12 protein-coding genes and 1 tRNA gene are annotated in these 16,145 nt (G+C 74.1%); 3 read left to right on the forward strand and 10 right to left on the reverse strand.

Translation table 11 applies throughout. From position 1 onward, the window contains the following. Nucleotides 1-109 precede the first annotated feature (109 nt). Together BS73_RS17130 and BS73_RS17135 are read right to left on the reverse strand one after the other, a co-directional pair. On the reverse strand, nt 110-2,605 hold the full coding sequence (locus tag BS73_RS17130; RefSeq protein ID WP_037573450.1) for an SUKH-4 family immunity protein: 2,496 nt from the start codon (nt 2,603-2,605) through the stop codon (nt 110-112). A 31-nt stretch (nt 2,606-2,636) separates the two neighbouring features. Beyond that, complete coding sequence (locus tag BS73_RS17135) at nt 2,637-3,674, reverse strand: SMI1/KNR4 family protein (RefSeq protein ID WP_037573452.1); 1,038 nt, start codon at nt 3,672-3,674, stop codon at nt 2,637-2,639. Nucleotides 3,675-4,115: 441 nt separating this feature from the next. On the opposite strand from BS73_RS17135, the gene BS73_RS17140 reads away from it, so the two are divergent. Next, nucleotides 4,116-4,742, forward strand: coding sequence for a YwqJ-related putative deaminase (locus BS73_RS17140; protein WP_051940036.1), 627 nt, complete (start codon nt 4,116-4,118; stop codon nt 4,740-4,742). Between the two features lie 92 nt (nt 4,743-4,834). Then, on the forward strand, nt 4,835-5,320 hold the full coding sequence (locus BS73_RS17145; RefSeq protein WP_037573455.1) for an SUKH-3 domain-containing protein: 486 nt from the start codon (nt 4,835-4,837) through the stop codon (nt 5,318-5,320). Nucleotides 5,321-5,724: 404 nt separating this feature from the next. Here BS73_RS17145 and BS73_RS17150 read toward each other — a convergent pair whose 3' ends face one another. Then, nucleotides 5,725-7,107: a sensor histidine kinase gene (locus tag BS73_RS17150; RefSeq protein ID WP_037573458.1), complete on the reverse strand. Its 1,383-nt coding sequence runs from the start codon at nt 7,105-7,107 to the stop codon at nt 5,725-5,727. Nucleotides 7,108-7,470: 363 nt separating this feature from the next. On the opposite strand from BS73_RS17150, the gene ppc reads away from it, so the two are divergent. Beyond that, nucleotides 7,471-10,221, forward strand: a complete 2,751-nt coding sequence (gene ppc / locus BS73_RS17155; protein WP_037573460.1) for a phosphoenolpyruvate carboxylase — start codon at nt 7,471-7,473, stop codon at nt 10,219-10,221. Between the two features lie 107 nt (nt 10,222-10,328). Here the strand turns inward: ppc and BS73_RS17160 are convergent, their stop codons facing one another. The 7 genes from BS73_RS17160 to BS73_RS17190 all read right to left on the reverse strand — a co-directional run bounded on the left by BS73_RS17160 (nt 10,329) and on the right by BS73_RS17190 (nt 16,091). Next, a complete protein-coding gene (locus BS73_RS17160; protein ID WP_037573464.1) occupies nt 10,329-10,922 on the reverse strand; it encodes a hypothetical protein in 594 nt (197 codons plus the stop codon). Nucleotides 10,923-11,114: 192 nt separating this feature from the next. Then, nucleotides 11,115-11,603, reverse strand: coding sequence for a hypothetical protein (locus tag BS73_RS17165; protein WP_152617634.1), 489 nt, complete (start codon nt 11,601-11,603; stop codon nt 11,115-11,117). 89 nt (nt 11,604-11,692) lie between these two features. Beyond that, complete coding sequence (pth, locus tag BS73_RS17170) at nt 11,693-12,277, reverse strand: aminoacyl-tRNA hydrolase (protein WP_037573468.1); 585 nt, start codon at nt 12,275-12,277, stop codon at nt 11,693-11,695. A 115-nt stretch (nt 12,278-12,392) separates the two neighbouring features. Then, entirely contained in the window at nt 12,393-12,989 is a 597-nt protein-coding gene (locus BS73_RS17175) for a 50S ribosomal protein L25/general stress protein Ctc (protein ID WP_037573470.1), read from the reverse strand. Nucleotides 12,990-13,227: 238 nt separating this feature from the next. After that, complete coding sequence (locus tag BS73_RS17180; protein ID WP_037579967.1) at nt 13,228-14,196, reverse strand: ribose-phosphate diphosphokinase; 969 nt, start codon at nt 14,194-14,196, stop codon at nt 13,228-13,230. Nucleotides 14,197-14,409: 213 nt separating this feature from the next. After that, nucleotides 14,410-15,891, reverse strand: a complete 1,482-nt coding sequence (glmU, locus tag BS73_RS17185) for a bifunctional UDP-N-acetylglucosamine diphosphorylase/glucosamine-1-phosphate N-acetyltransferase GlmU (RefSeq protein ID WP_037573471.1) — start codon at nt 15,889-15,891, stop codon at nt 14,410-14,412. A gap of 128 nt (nt 15,892-16,019) precedes the next feature. Next, nucleotides 16,020-16,091 (reverse strand) — tRNA-Gln (locus BS73_RS17190). Between the last annotated feature and the right edge of the window lie 54 nt (nt 16,092-16,145).

Here is a 16,145-nt window from a genome sequence, read left to right on the forward strand (position 1 = left end):
GCAGAACGGTCAAACACGAGCAGGTGTATGCCAGTGCTTGTCCCATAGTGCAACGAACCATGCTACGGGCGGACAGACCGACGCTCGGCCACCCCCATCGGGCCCCGGCTCACAGCAGGCCGTCCCACATCTGCTCCAGTACAACGGACCACCAGGTCTCCGGAGTGCCCAGCGCCGCCGGATCGATCGCGATCAGTTGTGCCTGGAAGTCGCTCGTCCAGTGTCCGGCCTGCTCGGGGGTGAGCCCGTAGCGCAGCCGCCACATCCGGCCGAGCATCGCCATGCTGCGGATGAACTCCGGCAGGCCGCTGTTCACGAACCTCGGCTCGTGCTGCTCCGGTCCCGGCGGGATGGACGGCGTGCCCATGTCGACCGCGACGATCGCCGAGGTGCCGTACTGCACGCACAGCTGGCGGCCGAAGTCGTTGCCGATCACCAGGTAGGTGCCGAAGTCCGGGGCCGGCTGCACGCCCCGCTCCATCGCCAGCTCGGCGAGCGTCGGAATGGGCCGCTCCGGCGGCTGGGCCTGCGCCCAGAAGAACGGGCCGAAGTCCAGCGGCACGCCCGCCCAGGCCAGGCAGGTCGAGACCACCTCGGGCACGCCCTGCCGGGAGACCGCCTGCTGGGTGAAGCGGAACACCCCCTGCGGCCCGAAGGCCTGGGTCAGCTCCTCGGCCAGCGCCTGCGGCTGGGCCGGCGGCAGCGGAGGCACGCTGCCCGGCGCGGGCAGCGGCGCGCGCACCGGACGCGAACGCGGCGGCGCGGCGGCCACGGCCTGCATCTCGCCCTGGTGGTCCAGGAGGTGCCGGACGCCCTGCTGCCGGGCGGCCTGCTCCCGGCCGTACGGAGCGGTGTGGGTGATCCGCACGTTCGGCCAGGCCTCGCGGACCATCCGGGAGCAGTAGCCGCCCGGGTGGTCGCAGGACTCCAGCTCGGTGTGGAGCTCCAGCACCTGGTCCGGCGGTACGCCGAGGCGGCGCAGCTCGTTGAGGATCTGCCACTCCGGATGCGGCAGGCCCGGCGCGGAGCGCTGGATCACCTGCTGCTCCGAGCCGTCCCGGCCGCGGTAGCGCAGCACGGCCATGTAGCCGGAGCCGACGGTCGGCACGCCGGAGGGCGCCTCGGCGGCGGGGACCGGCGGCGGAGGCGGCGGCTGGTGCTGCTGCGGCGGCATCGGGGCCTGCTGCGGCATCGGGACCTGCTGCGGGGGCAGCTGCTGCGCCTGAGGCGCCGGCGGGGGCGGCGGAGGCGGCGGCACGGCGGGCCCGGGCGGCGCCTGCGGCGCCTGCGGGGGCTGGTATGGCGGCTGCTGCGGCCCGCCCTGCCGGCCGAGGAGTGACTGCGGCGGGGGCGGCGGCGGTCCGCCCGCGCGCTCCCCGCCGGGGACCCCGCCGGGGGCTCCGCCGGAGGCGAACGGGCGCTGGCCGCCGGAGCCGCTCTGCGAGAGGAGCTCGCTGGGCGGCGGGGGCGGCGGTCCGTCCGGGGCCGCGGCCGGGCCCGGCCGCGACGGGCGGGCCAGCTGCGTCGGCTCGTAGTCGAACCCGCCGCCGGACTCCCACGGACGCTCGCCGGAGGACGCGGCCGCACCGTCCGGACCCGCCTGCGGAGGCTGCGGAGGCTGCGGGGCCTGCGCGACCGGCGGGGGCGGAGGCGGGGTCGACTGCATCGGCGGCACGGGCGGCCCCGGCTGCGCCGCCTCCACGGGCTGCGAGGGCTGCGAGGGCTGCACGGGCTGCGGGGCCGGCGGCGGCTGCGGGGCCGGCGGCGGCTGGAGCGCCTCCGGCTCCGGCCAGCGCTCGGCCTCCGGCTCGCGCTCCGGCTGCCGGATCGACCACGGACGCTCGGCGGAGGAGTCCGACGCATCGTCAGGACCCGGCGCCTGCTGCGGAATCGATGGCGAAGCGGAGGCGGCGCGGCCCGAGGACGGGGGCTCGTCCGGCGGGGCGAGCATGGTCGGGATCTCGGTCGGCGGGCCGTCCGGGATCGGCGGGGCCGTCTGCACGGACGGCTGCTGCCCGCCCTCCCCGTCATCAACAGCGTTCACGGCGTTCGCAGCGTTCGCAGCGTTCACGGCCGCGCTCCCGCCGTCCGCCGCCCCGGAGCCGCCCTCCTCGGCGCCCTCCGCCGGGGCCGGTCCGGCCTCGCGGGCCGCGGCGGCCCGCTCCTGCTCCGCCGCGCGGGCCGCCTCGGCCTCGCGCTTGGCGGCCTCCTCCTCCAGCCACTGCGGCGGAGTGAGGAGGAAGGAGGTGGTCTCCATCGGGTCCATCTGCTCGCGCGGGCGCGCGCCCCCGACCGGGGTGGCCCCGGCCGGCCGGCCGTAGACCTCCTCGTACTGCCGGACCACGTCGGCGATCGGCAGCGCCGGCCACAGCGTGGTGGCCCCGCTGTCCCGGGCGATCACCATCCGGGCCGAGCCGACCGCCGCCGCGCCCGGGCCCGCGCCGGCCGCGCGGCCGCCACCGGGCGGCCCGTCCTCGCGGTCCACCGCCCAGGCCACGAAGCCCAGGTCGAACTCGCGCACCCGCACCTCCCGGCGCTGGTACGAGGGCACGCCCTCGTTCAGCCAGGCCACGGCCCGCTCCTGCGCCTCCGCGTACGTCACCATCTGCGCGTCTCCGCCCCTCACGCCTCGACCCTCATGCCTCGACGGGGACGGCCCGCGCGAAGCCGCCGTCCACCATCAGCTCGGCCACCGTCTCCAGCTCCGGCGGGCTGCCTACCAGTCGCAGCAGGAAGCCGTCGAAGTCGTCGCCGCAGGGCAGCAGCAGCCGCTCGCAGCGCTCGCCCGGGGAGAGCGAGGGGTCGCCGTCGTCCCGCGCGTCGTCGTACGGCATGAACCAGACGGTGCCGACCCGGTCGCCCCTGACCTTGAGCGCCAGCAGCCCGCCCTGGGCGAAGCCGACGCCCAGGTAGTCCTTGGTGAGGTGGTCGCGCAGGCACTTGTTGACGTAGACCAGGTCGTCCACCGCGTACTCCGGACGGATCGTCAGGAACGGCTGGTCGACCAGGATGCCGAGCTCGGTGTCCAGCCCGACGCCGCGCGGGGCGCGTCCGCCGGCGACCTTGAGGAAGGTGCGGTACGCCTCCGGCAGCCGGTAGCCGAACCGCTCCTCGACGGCCGCCACCCGCTCCTCGGTGACGGTCACCGGGTCGCCGCCGTCCAGGGCCAGCGGGAAGTGCACCGGCGGGCGCTCCTGCAGCGGGCGGGTGCCGCGCTTGCCGTGGTCGGCGCTGGAGAGGGCGAGTCCGGCATGGTGCCGCAGCAGCACCTTGACCTCGACCGGGATCAGCTCCATCCGGCGGCTGCCGGGCTGGGCGCCGCCGACCGCGTGGTGCCAGGTCCAGCCGGGCGGGGTGGCCACCGCGCTGTCCAGGTTCGCCCACAGCTCGTGGCCCTGGGTGTAGAGGGCGGCGTTGGCCGAGACGTAGTCGGTCAGCCGCAGTTCGTCGACGCCGAAGCCCTCGGGGGGGTCGGCGACCTCCGCGGCGGCGCGCACATAGGGGCCGAAGTCCGGGTGGCCCTCGGCGTCCATCCGGACGCCCTGCGGGTACCGCTCGGCCCGGATCGGGTCGGGGAAGTGCACGGTCTGCCCCGCGTACGCGCTGTTCGGCGCCTGCGACTGCGACACCGTGCCGCCGCCGGCGGCGGGCGCCCCGGACCGCCCTGTCGTCATCGAGTTGCCCCCATGCCTGCTGCCTGCCTGACTCTGCGATCTGCCTGACTCTGCGATCTGCGTGCTCCGCGGTCCGCGTGCTCGGCGCACGTCGCGCACTCTGCGGGACCAAGACTATGGGGTAGCGGGACGTGGTCGAGAGAGGCCGCAAGTGGTCGGCCGGGACCGGAATCCACCCCATCCACACCACCAACACACTTGCGCCACAGGGACATCATGCGATCCTCATCGCATCGCCATCCGCGCGCACAAGTTCTCACGACCCGTCACATCCGGTGCCGCACAGGCCCCGGACAGGGACTTTGGACCCTGGCGCGAGGGCCGTCACAGACTCGCACGCTCGGCGATCAGTACCCTTTCCCAGTCCGGGCTCGCCCGGAGGCCGGGCGCGAACGCCGCGCCCGGCACCCACGGGGGAACGTCAGGGAGGCTCGCAGCATCATGGAGACCGCTCAACGCAGGGCATCCGGCGAACCGGCAGCGACCGCCGGCTCGCCCGCCGATCCGCGCGGGGCGTACGGGACGTACGAGACGCACGAGGCCGCCTCGACCGTCGTGCCGGGTGCGGCGCAGCAGCCGCCCGCGGGGGTCACCGAGGCCGGGGCCCCGCCCCCGCCGCCGCTGCTGCGGCACCGCCGGGACAGCCTGCTGCCGGCGACCGCCGCCGCGCTCTCGGTCCGCGGCGAGACGTCCACCCACGCGGGCGACAAGCCGGACCGGCAGCCCCCGCTCCACCCGCTGGTCGACGAGTTCCTGGCGGCCCTGCCGGTCTCCCAGCGGGAGCGGTTCACCGGCCGCTGCCCGGAGACGGTGCTCCTCTCGCAGTTCCTCACCGAGGCCCAGGCCGCCCGGCCCAAGCGGCACGCGGACAAGCCGTTCCGCGAGCACGACGCCCGGAAGGCGCTGCGCGGCGCGCGGATGACCACCGTCCGGATACGCGAGGTCGGGGACCCGGAGCACGGCACCCACCAGCCGCCGTGCCGCTCCTGCGCCTCGCTGCTGGAACACTTCGGTGTGAAGGCGGTCACCGTGAAGCCCACGAAATCATCGCGGAAACAGCACGGCTGACCCGCCGCCGGACCGTCCCCCACCCGGCCCGCACACCCAATCTCCGTCATCCCCGCCATCCACGGCACAGCTCCTCCAGGAGGACCCGAACCTTGCAGCCCCGTTTTCCCGACGAGGTCGTGGCCGCTCTGCAGCGGGCCGGGTGGCATCCCGGCCGCCGGCAGCAGGAGCAGGCCGAGGAGTGGGCCCGGGTGCTCCTCGCACACCTCTCGCCCGAGGGGCACCGGCATGTGGTCTTCCCCGCGGCGGCCGACGCCTGGGCCGAGTTCGGCGGGCTCCAGGTGGACCTGGAGGGCCTGGACGAGGCCGGCCACCAGCTGGCGCGGACGCCGTTCACCGTCGACCCGCTGCTCGGGCTGCACCAGCCGAGGACGCTGGCCGATCTCGGCCGGGCCCTGGAGGTCCCGGTGGCGGCGCTCGGCGCCGAGCTGGACGGCCGGGCGCTGCTGGCGATCGACGCGCTGGGGCGGGTGTACAGCCTCGACCACACCGGCGAGTGGTACCTGGGCGAGAGCGTCGACGCGGCGATCACCACCCTGGTGACGGGCGCGCTACCGCGCCGGCTCAACGTCGGCTGACCGGATCCCGACCCGGTCCCGGTCCCGGACCCCGCACCTGGTCTCGGCGCCGGTCTCCACCGGGCCGCCCGGGCCGCCCGGGCCGCCCTGCGGCGCGGGTCAGCGCCTCACGCGCGGCCGGCCCGCCTGGTCACGCCCGGCCCGGCGGCGCACGCCCGGCTCGGCGGCTCACGCCCGGCTCGGCGGCTCACGCCCGGCTCGGCGGCTCACGCCCGGCTCGGCGGCTCACGCCCGGCTCGGCGGCTCACGCGCGGGCTCCACGGCTCACGCGCGGGCCCAGCGGCTCACGCGCGGGCCCAGCGGCTCACCCGCGGGCTCCACGGCTCACCCGCGGGCCCAGCGGCTCACCCGCGGGCTCCACGGCTCACGCGCGGGCCCGGCGGCTCACCCGCGGGCCCGGCGGCTCACGCGCGGGCGAGGAGGCGCGCCTCCACCCGGAAGCCGCCCTCGGCCGTAGGGCCGGCGTCGAACGCGCCGCCCAGCGCGGTCACCCGCTCCCGCATGCCGATCAGGCCGTTGCCGCCGCTCGGCAGCGCCTCCGGGCCGTCCTTCGCGGCCTCGCCGTCCGGGCATTCGTTGGAGACCGCCAGGGCCACCCCGTTCGGCACGTACGCCACGACCACCTCGGTGGCCGCGCCGGGGGCGTGCTTGAGGACGTTCGTCAGCGCCTCCTGGACCACCCGGTACGCGGTCCGCTCGGTCTCCTCGCTCAGCACCCGCCGGGCGCCGCCCACGGTGAGCCGGACGTTCAGCCCCGCCGCGCGCGACTCGTCCACCACCCGGGTCAGCCCGGCCAGCCCCGGCAGCAGCTGCCGTGCGGTGTCGGCGGGGGCCGTCGAGACGGCCGTCGCACCGGACCCGGCGGCCGCGGCCGGAGGCGTCGAACCGGCCCGCCCGGCCGCGCCGGCCTCCCCGTCCAGGCCGCCGGCCGCCGCGCCGTCCACCCGGCCGTCCCCCGCGGGCCCGCGCGCCGGCTCCTCGTCCGCCGAGGAGTCCACCGAGCGCAGCACGCCGAGGATCTGCCGCAGCTCGTCCAGCGCCTGCCGGCCCACGTCGCCCATCAGCCGGGCGCTCTGCGCCGCCTTCTCCGGATCCTTGGCGACGATCCGCTCGACCGCCGCCGCGTGCACCACCATCAGGCTCACCCGGTGCGCGACCACGTCGTGCATCTCGCGGGCGATCCGGGTGCGCTCCTCCATCCGGGCCCGCCGGGCCCGCTCCCGCGCCTGGTCGGCGAGGAGCGCGAGCTCCGTCTCCAGGCCCTCGGCGCGCTCCCGCAGGGACTCCCACAGCCGGCGCCGCGCCCCCACGTACATGCCGATCATCACCGGCGGCACGGTCAGCCCGACCGCGCCCAGACCCGAGATGATCACCAGCACGTACCAGGGCATCGCGTGCACCCGGGCGTTCATTCCGGGCGAGGTCCCGGCCAGCCGGACCACCGAGACGATCACCGTCTCGGCGATCGCCACCCCGCAGACCACCGTCATCAGCCGGCGCATCCCGAACCGGCTGCCCAGCCCGGTCGGCCGGTACGCGGCCAGCGTGTACAGGCCGATCACCAGCTGCATGTAGCCCATCTGGACCGGAATGCAGACCAGGGCCACCAGCACCGGCAGCAGCGGCCAGCGCCGCCGTACCAGCAGGGTCGCCCCGGACGCCGCGCCGAGCAGGAAGACGGGTATCAGCCAGCCGACGCCGCCCAGCCCGTGCCGGGTCGCGAAATCGGCCGACTCCACGCCGTTCTCCACGGCCGCGACCGCCGCGACAGCGATGTCGAACCACATGCTGCGGCGCCGCGACCACCACCGCCCGGTCCGTCCGCGGTCCCCCCGCGACCCCCGGGACTCCTCGTTGTTCCCCTCCGCTACGCCGCTTGGGCCCTCTGGGCCTTCCCCCGGCGACGACATGCTCATGGGTTCAGCGTAAGGGCTCCCCCGCGGGGCAGGTGAGGTCCGGGTCCCGTAACCCGAACGGAGGCCCGCCCTCCCCTCGCGGCACCGTCCCGGGGCCGCCCCCGGCACGCGCCGCGAGGTGTCCGCCATGTGGCCGGTACGTGAGACGGCGGGGGTCACCCACCTATCCTGTGGGCGTCGGACAACGCGGTCCGCGCCCGAGCCGATGCCTTACCCACCTGCAAGGGAGACGCCGTGCCCGTCCCGGTCCCCACCCCGAGCCAGCAGCCAGACGCCGAGGACAACTCCGCTCTGCGCGCCGACATCCGGCGCCTCGGCGACCTCCTCGGCGAGACCCTGGTCCGCCAGGAGGGGCAGGAGCTCCTCGACCTCGTCGAGCGGGTCCGCGCCCTCACCCGTACCGACGGCGCCGCCGCGGCGGAACTGCTGGAGCAGACCGATCTGGCCACCGCGGCCCGGCTGGTCCGCGCCTTCTCCACCTACTTCCAGCTCGCCAACATCACCGAGCAGGTGCACCGCGGGCGGGAGATGGCCGAGCGCCGCGCCCGCGAGGGCTCGCTGCTCTCCCGCACCGCCGACCAGCTGGCCGCCGCGGACACCGAGCACCTGGCCGAGTCGCTGCGGAACCTCTCCGTCCGGCCGGTCTTCACCGCCCACCCCACCGAGGCCGCCCGGCGCAGCGTCCTCGGCAAGCTCCGCCGGATCGCCGACCTGCTGGGCAAGGCGGAGACCGACCCGGGCGCCCGCCGGGCCGCCGACCGCCGGCTGGCCGAGGTGATCGACCTCCTCTGGCAGACCGACGAGCTGCGGATCGCCCGCCCGGAGCCCACCGACGAGGCCCGCAACGCCATCTACTACCTGGACCAGCTGTTCCGCTCCGCCGCCCCCGAGGTGCTGGAGGAGCTGAACGAGGAGCTGGCCCGGGTCGGCCTCACCCTGCCGGACGACGTGCGCCCGCTCACCTTCGGCACCTGGATCGGCGGCGACCGGGACGGCAACCCCAACGTCACCCCCGCCGTCACCTGGGACGTCCTGCTGCTCCAGCACGAGCACGGGATCAACGACGCGATCGCGCTGGTGGACGACCTCCGGGACGCCCTCTCCTCGTCGGTCCGGCTGGCCGGCGCCGGCCAGGAGCTGCTCGACTCGCTCGCCGCCGACCTGGAGAACCTCCCCGAGATCAGCCCCCGCTACAAGCGGATGAACGCCGAGGAGCCCTACCGGCTCAAGACCCTGGCGATCCGGCAGAAGCTGCTCAACACCAAGCAGCGGCTCGCCGAGGGCACCCCGCACGTCGAGGGCCGCGACTACCTCGGCACCCGGCCGCTCCTGGACGACCTGCGGCTGCTTCAGAACTCGCTGCGGGCCCACAAGGGGCAGCTGATCGCCGAGGGCCGGCTGGCCACCGCCCTCCGCACCCTCGCCGCCTTCGGCCTCCACCTGGCCACCATGGACGTCCGCGAGCACGCGGAGGCCCACCACCACGCCCTCGGCCAGCTCTTCGACCGGCTCGGCGAGGAGGCCTGGCGGTATGCGGACATGCCGCGCGAGTACCGGCAGCGGCTGCTCGCCAAGGAGCTCAAGTCCCGCCGCCCGCTGGCCCCCTCCCCCGCCCCGCTGGACGAGGCCGGGGCCAAGACCCTCGGCGTCTTCGCGACCGTCCGCAAGGCCATGGAGCGGTTCGGCCCGGAGATCGCCGAGAGCTACATCATCTCCATGTGCCAGGGCGCGGACGACGTCTTCGCCGCGGCCGTACTGGCCCGCGAGGCCGGTCTGATCGACCTCCACGCCGGGGTGGCCAGGATCGGCATCGTGCCGCTCCTGGAGACCACGGACGAGCTGCGGGCCGCGGACACCATCCTCGACGAGATGCTCCGCGACCCCTCCTACCGCCGGCTGGTCTCGCTCCGCGGCGACGTCCAGGAGGTCATGCTCGGCTACTCGGACTCGTCGAAGTTCGGCGGCATCACCACCTCGCAGTGGGAGATCCACCGCGCCCAGCGCCGGCTGCGCGACGTCGCCCACCGGTACGGCATCACCCTCCGCCTCTTCCACGGCCGCGGCGGCACCGTCGGGCGCGGCGGCGGCCCGAGCCACGACGCGATCCTCGCGCAGCCCTGGGGCACCCTGGACGGCGAGATCAAGGTGACCGAGCAGGGCGAGGTCATCTCGGACAAGTACCTGGTCCCCGAACTCGCCCGGGAGAACCTGGAGTTGACGCTCTCGGCGACCCTCCAGGCGTCCGCGCTGCACACCGCTCCGCGGCAGTCGGCGGAGGCCCTGGCCCGCTGGGACGCCACCATGGACACCGTCTCCGACGGCGCCCACGCGGCCTACCGCAAGCTGGTCGAGGACCCCGACCTGCCGGCGTACTTCTTCGCCGCGACGCCGGTCGACCAGCTGGCCTCGCTCCACCTGGGCTCGCGGCCGTCGCGGCGGCCGGACAGCGGCGCCGGGCTGGACGGGCTGCGGGCCATCCCGTGGGTGTTCGGCTGGACCCAGTCCCGGCAGATCGTGCCCGGCTGGTACGGCGTGGGCTCCGGTCTGGCGGCGGCGCGGGAGGCCGGGCTCGGCGACATCCTGGAGGAGATGCAGGCCGAGTGGCACTTCTTCCGCAACTTCCTCTCCAACGTCACCATGACGCTGGCCAAGACGGACCTGCGGATCGCCCGGCACTACGTGGAGCAGCTGGTGCCGGAGGAGCTGCGGCACGTCTTCGCCCGCATCGAGGAGGAGCACGCGCTGACCCTCAAGGAGGTGCTGCGGATCACCGGCGAGAACGAGCTGCTGGAGTCCAACCCGGTGCTGCGGCAGACGCTGGCCACGCGTGACGCGTACCTCGACCCGATCTCCTACCTCCAGGTCGCGCTGCTCCGCCGGCAGCGGGAGAACGCGGCGAACGGCGAGGAGGAGGACCCGCTGCGGGCCCGTGCGCTCCTCCTGACCGTCAACGGCATCGCCGCCGGCCTCCGCAACACCGGCTGACACCGGCTGACAGCGGCCGGCATCGGCTGACACCGGGGCGCCGCGGATTCGCCGGGCGAATCCGCGGCCCGCGGCTCAGCCGCGGCGGGCCTCAGCCGCGGCGGTACTCAGCCGCGGCGGGCCAGGCGGCGGACGGCGTACAGCGCGCCGCCGCCCGCGGCGACCATCACGCCGGCGAGGATCGCCAGGAAGCCCGCGGAGTCGCCGCCGCCGCTCTCCGCCAGCGCCGCCGGAGCCACCGGCGAGACGATGCCGCCCTTCGCCGCGGCCGCCGCCGCGGCCGACCTGGTCGCCCGCACGGCCGCGCAGCTCCGCCGGGGGATCATCACGGTCTTGACCACCTGGTCGGCGAACCCGCCGGCCAGCGAGACGTGGACGTCCCAGCCGGCTCCCTCGACCCACGGCACCTGGAAGGTGACCGTCCCGGCGGTGGTGGTGCGCGCGGGGACGTTGGTGGTGGGCGTGCCCGCGGGGAAGACCGCGATCCGCGCCAGGCTGCCGGAGGCGTCGGTGTCGGTGACGGTGATCGCTGCCTGGCCGCCGTGCGCCACGGCCGCGCAGGCGACCGTCGCCTGCTGGAAGTCGGCCGGCTGCCCGGCCGCCGCCGCGCTCGGCTCGGCCGCGAACGCACCGCCCGCGGCCGCCAGCACCGTACCGGCGCCCCCGATCGCCGCAGTGACCAGCGCACGCCTGCCTATCACTCTTCCTCCACAGGGGGTGACCGGGGGCTCATCCGTCCCGGAGACACCACGCATCGTCAACTGTGGGGCGCCCATTGTCAATTGACTGTCAATCGGACATCGTCGACGTATCCGGCGGCGTGTATCGGACCAAGAGCAGCAAAGCGGACGAAGCCAACAACTGACCCCGCAGTAACGTTTAAATCACCGCGCTCACTGTCCGCACACGAACGCGGTCACCACCACGCCCGCACCAAGCACGAGTTGACTCCACGCCAACTTCCGGAGACGCAGCACCCCGCCGGTGATCGCCCCGCCGAGGAGCAGCGCGCCGCCGAGCGGCAGCAGGGCCCAGAGCAGGCCGGCCGCGCCGTCCCGCAGCACCTCGTCGCCGCCCGGGCGCAGCACCGTCCCGACGGAGGCCCCGGGCCTGGTCTGGACGTCCGCCAGATCGGTCTGCCGGATCACCACCGACCGGGCGCCGGGGTTGAAGGTGCCCCGGCAGGTCGTCCCGTCGCAGGAGGCCACCGTCAGCGTGCCGCGCTGCCGCCCGCCCGCCAGCGCGTCCCGGCCGAGGCTCCAGCTCGCCCAGCCCGCCGCGACCAGCAGCAGCAGGACCACGCAGCCCACCAGGAGCTGCCGCCCGAGCAGCATCGTCCCGTACATCCGCTCCGCGGACCTGCGCACCGCTGTTCCCGGCACCGTCACTCGCTCCCTGGTCGCACACGTCAGCGGCGCACGGTACTACAAGCGGACGGGATGCCGGGAACGCGACGGCGGGCGGCGCCCGCTCAGGAGTTGAAGGCCGACTGCGCGCGCTCCAGACCCTGCCCGACCAGCGCCTCCACCGCGTCCGCCGCACGGTCCACGAACCAGTCCAGGTCCTTGCGCTCGGTCGCGGAGAAGTCCTTGAGGACGAAGGCCGCCACGTCCATCCGGCCCGGCGGGCGGCCGATCCCGGCCCGCACCCGGAGGTACTCCCGGCCCATCGACTTGGTGATGGACTTCAGCCCGTTGTGGCCGTTGTCACCACCGCCGAGCTTCAGCCGCAGCGTCCCGTAGTCGAGGTCCAGCTCGTCGTGGACCACCACGATCCGGTCCAGCGGCACCTTGTAGAAGTCCCGTAGCGCCGTCACCGGGCCGCCGGAGAGGTTCATGAAGGACATCGGCTTGGCCAGCACCACCCGCTGCTGCGCCAGCCGCCCCTCGACGACCTGGGAGCGCGACTTGTGCGCCTTGAACCGGCCGCTCATCCGCTCCGCCAGCAGGTCGACGACCATGAAGCCGATGTTGTGCCGGTTGCGCGCGTACTCCGGTCCGGGATTGCCCAACCCCACGACCAGCCAGGGGCCGTCCGGCCCGGCGTCCAGCGCCATCTCTCTCCTCGCAGGGGATCGGACAGCACGCTGCCCCGACCTGACGTTACCTCAGGTCGGGGCAGCGGCTGGGAAGTGATCGAACTCTGACGAGCTCGGACGATCAGCCCGGGGCTCAGGCCTCGGCGCCCTCGGCGGCCTCCTCGGCGGCCTCCTCCTCGGCGGCCGGCTCGGCCTGCGCGGTGACGACGTGCAGGACCACGGCGTCCTCCTCGACGTCCAGCTCGGTGCCGGACGGCAGGGCGATGTCCTTGGCCAGCACCGAGGCGCCGGCGTCCAGGCCCTCGATGGAGATGGTGACCGACTCCGGCACGTGGGTCGCCTCGGCCTTGACCGGCAGCGTGTTCAGCACGTGCTCCAGCAGGTTGGCGCCCGGGGCGAGGTCGCCCTCGGTGTGGATCGGGATCTCGACGGCGACCTTCTCGCCGCGGGAGACGATGATCAGGTCGATGTGGCGCAGGAAGCCCTTGATCGGGTCGCGCTGCACGGCCTTCGGCAGGACCAGCTGCTCCTTGCCGTCCACCGGCACGGAGAGCAGCGCGTTCGGGGTCTTCAGCGCCATCATCAGGTCGTAGCCCGAGACGGTCAGGTGGACCGGCGCGTGGCCGTGGCCGTAGACGACGGCGGGGACCTTGTCCTCGCGGCGGATGCGGCGGGCGGCGCCCTTGCCGAACTCGGTGCGGGGCTCGGCGGCGAGGCGGATCTCGGCCATGATCACTCCGTGGGTACGGGGGTGGGGCCGCGGAGCGCACAAGCGAAACCGCCGGGTCCCTCACCTGAATGGAACGGTGGGCTACTCGGCGGTCGAAGAATAGGTTCTGCGAACTGCGCGTCGATAACGGAGCGGAGAACTCCCTCGCCGAGCAACGTCCGCCAGACTACCACGGGATTCCCCCACGCCCTGACGGCGCGGGGGACCCGGCGGCGCTACCGGTCGCCCGGCAGCGGTGTCAGTGGACGCCCTCGAAGAGGCCGGTGACCGAGCCGTCCTCGAAGACCTCGCGGATCGCGGCGGCGATGGACGGGGCGATCGACAGCGTCGTCACCTTGTCCAGGTTCAGCGCGGCCGGCGTCGGCAGGGTGTTGGTGAAGACGAACTCGCTCACCCGGGAGTTCTTCAGCCGGTCCGCGGCCGGGCCGGAGAGGACGCCGTGGGTGGCGGCGACGATCACGTCCGCCGCGCCCGCCTCGAAGAGCGCGTCCGCGGCCGCGACGATCGTCCCGGCGGTGTCGATCATGTCGTCGACCAGCACGCAGGTGCGGTCCTTGACGTCGCCGACGACCTCGGCGGAGGCCACCTGGTTGGCCACGTTCGGGTCGCGGCGCTTGTGGATGATCGCCAGCGGGGCGCCCAGCCGGTCCGACCACTGGTCGGCGACCCGGACCCGGCCCGCGTCCGGGGAGACCACGGTCAGCCGCTCGCGGTCGACCTTGCCGCCGACGTAGTCGGCCAGCATCGGCAGCGCGAAGAGGTGGTCGACCGGGCCGTCGAAGAAGCCCTGGATCTGCGCGGTGTGGAGGTCGACCGACATCAGGCGGTCCGCGCCCGCGGTCTTCAGCAGGTCGGCGACCAGGCGGGCCGAGATCGGCTCACGGCCCAGGTGCTTCTTGTCCTGCCGGGCGTAGCCGTAGAACGGCATGATCACGGTGATGCTGCGGGCCGAGGCCCGCTTCAGGGCGTCGATCATGATCAGCTGTTCCATGATCCACTGATTGATCGGCGCCGTGTGGCTCTGCAGCACGAAGGCGTCCGAACCGCGTACCGAGTTGAGGTACCGCACATAGATCTCGCCGTTGGCGAAGTCCAGGGCCTTGGTGGGAACGAGTTCGACACCGAGCTGCTGGGCCACCTCCTCCGCGAGCTGGGGGTGGGCACGCCCGGAGAAGAGCATCAGCTTCTTCTCGCCGGTCGTTTTCATGCCGGTCGTGCCGGTCGTCCCGGTAGTCACTGAACCGTCTCCTCGTAGAGCTGCCGCCTGCGCTCACGGCTGGGCCTCGGGTCTGGGCCTCCGTGCCCCCCGCAAAGGACAACCGCGCACGGGCGGGCAGCCCGAGACGGTTGGATGACAACCAGGTTAAGGGGCGAGAAGCAGTGCCGTCTCCCCGCCCCTGAGCAGTCACTCCTCCGGAAGCTACGCCGACGGGGCGTCAGATTCCGCCGACCCGTCCCGCCGCCGGGCCTGCGCCGCCTCGGCGGCCCGCGCGGCCGCGGTCCCCGGGCGCTTCCGGGAGACCCAGCCCTCGACGTTGCGCTGCTGGGGCCTGGTCACGCCGAGGGCACCGGCCGGCACGTCCTGGTAGATCACCGATCCGGCCGCGGTGTAAGCCCCGTCCCCGACGTTGACGGGCGCCACGAACATGTTGTCCGAGCCGGTCCTGCAGTGGTCGCCGATGGTCGTGTGGTGCTTGTTCACACCGTCGTAGTTGACGAAGACCGAGGCCGCGCCGATGTTGCTGCCCTCGCCGATCGTGGCGTCGCCCACATAGGAGAGGTGCGGCACCTTGCTGCCCGGGCCGATCTCCGCCTTCTTGGTCTCCACGAAGGTCCCGATCTTGCCCTTGGCCCCGAGCTTGGTGCCCGGCCGCAGGTAGGCGTACGGGCCGACGGAGGCCCCCTCGGCGACCTCCGCCTCGAAGGCTGTGGTGTTGCTCACGCTCGCCCCGGCGCCCACCACGGTGTCGGTCAGCGTCGAGTTCGGGCCCACCTCGGCGCCCTCCCCGATCCGGGTGGCGCCCTTCAGCTGGGTGTTCGGCTGGACGACCGCGTCCTGCTCGTACTCCACGGTGACGTCGAACCAGGTGGTGGCCGGGTCGACGACGGTGACCCCGGCCCGCATGGCCCGCTCCAGCAGCCGGTCGTTGAGGATCCGGCGGGCCTGGGCCAGTTGCACCCGGTCGTTGATGCCGAGGATGTCCTGGTGGTCGGCGGCCACCACGGCGCCGACCCGGTGCCCGGCCTCGCGGAGGATCTGCAGGGTGTCGGTCAGGTACTCCTCGCCCTGCGAGTTGTCCGTGCGGACCTCGGAGAGCGCCTCGCCGAGCAGCTTGCCGTCGAAGGCGAAGACGCCGGAGTTGATCTCCCGGATCTCCCGCTGGGCCTCGGTGGCGTCCTTGTGCTCGACGATGGCCCGGACCCGGCCGTCCTCGCCGCGCAGGATCCGGCCGTATCCGGTGGCGTCCGGCACCTCGGCGGTGAGGACGGTGGCGGCGTTGCCGTCCTCGGCGTGCGCCTGGGCGAGGTGGCGGAGGGTCTCGCCGGTGAGCAGCGGGGTGTCGCCGGTGGTGACGATCACCGCGCCCTCGCCGAGGCGGCCGTCCCTGGCCAGGGCCTCCAGGGCGACCCGGACCGCGTGCCCGGTCCCGTTCTGCTCCTCCTGGACGACCGGCACCGCCTCGGGGAACTCCGCGGCCAGGTGCTCGACCACCTTCTCCCGCAGATGTCCGACGACGACGGCGAGCTGAGCCGGCGCCAGCTCCCGGGCGGCGGCCACCGCGTGCCCGACGAGGCTGCGTCCGGCGATCGGGTGCAGCACCTTGGGGAGGGCACGGGACTTCATACGGGTGCCCTCGCCCGCGGCGAGGACGATGACTGCGGCCGGAGGGGTGAGGCTCACGCGGGTGGCTCCTCGGCGTTATCGGGTAGGTCGGTCGGCCTCAGCGTAAGGCGTACCGCGGCCGGCAACGACCTCCCGTGGGCCCGGGCGCCGCCCGGCGGCCCGCCCCGGGGACCCGATCAGAATTGCTCCGCCGACAGGACTCGAACCTGTAATGAATGGACCAAAACCATTAGTGTTGCCAATTACACCACGGCGGAAAATGGTCAGAACCGGACAACAACTGCCTGGTGACAGCCGGGTCCGGCGCTGCG

It is taken from the genome of Phaeacidiphilus oryzae TH49 (assembly GCF_000744815.1).
Classification (GTDB): domain Bacteria; phylum Actinomycetota; class Actinomycetes; order Streptomycetales; family Streptomycetaceae; genus Phaeacidiphilus; species Phaeacidiphilus oryzae.

Bases quoted from the DNA above. Each gene is read 5' to 3' on its own strand.
- BS73_RS17135 (WP_037573452.1), bottom strand. From the start codon at position 3,674: ATGACGACAGGGCGGTCCGGGGCGCCCGCCGCCGGCGGCGGCACGGTG.
- BS73_RS17180 (WP_037579967.1), bottom strand. From the start codon at position 14,196: ATGAAAACGACCGGCGAGAAGAAGCTGATGCTCTTCTCCGGGCGTGCC.
- BS73_RS17140 (WP_051940036.1), top strand. From the start codon at position 4,116: ATGGAGACCGCTCAACGCAGGGCATCCGGCGAACCGGCAGCGACCGCC.
- BS73_RS17150 (WP_037573458.1), bottom strand. From the start codon at position 7,107: ATGTGGTTCGACATCGCTGTCGCGGCGGTCGCGGCCGTGGAGAACGGC.
- BS73_RS17175 (WP_037573470.1), bottom strand. From the start codon at position 12,989: ATGGCCGAGATCCGCCTCGCCGCCGAGCCCCGCACCGAGTTCGGCAAG.
- BS73_RS17130 (WP_037573450.1), bottom strand. From the start codon at position 2,605: ATGGTGACGTACGCGGAGGCGCAGGAGCGGGCCGTGGCCTGGCTGAAC.
- pth (WP_037573468.1), bottom strand. From the start codon at position 12,277: ATGGCGCTGGACGCCGGGCCGGACGGCCCCTGGCTGGTCGTGGGGTTG.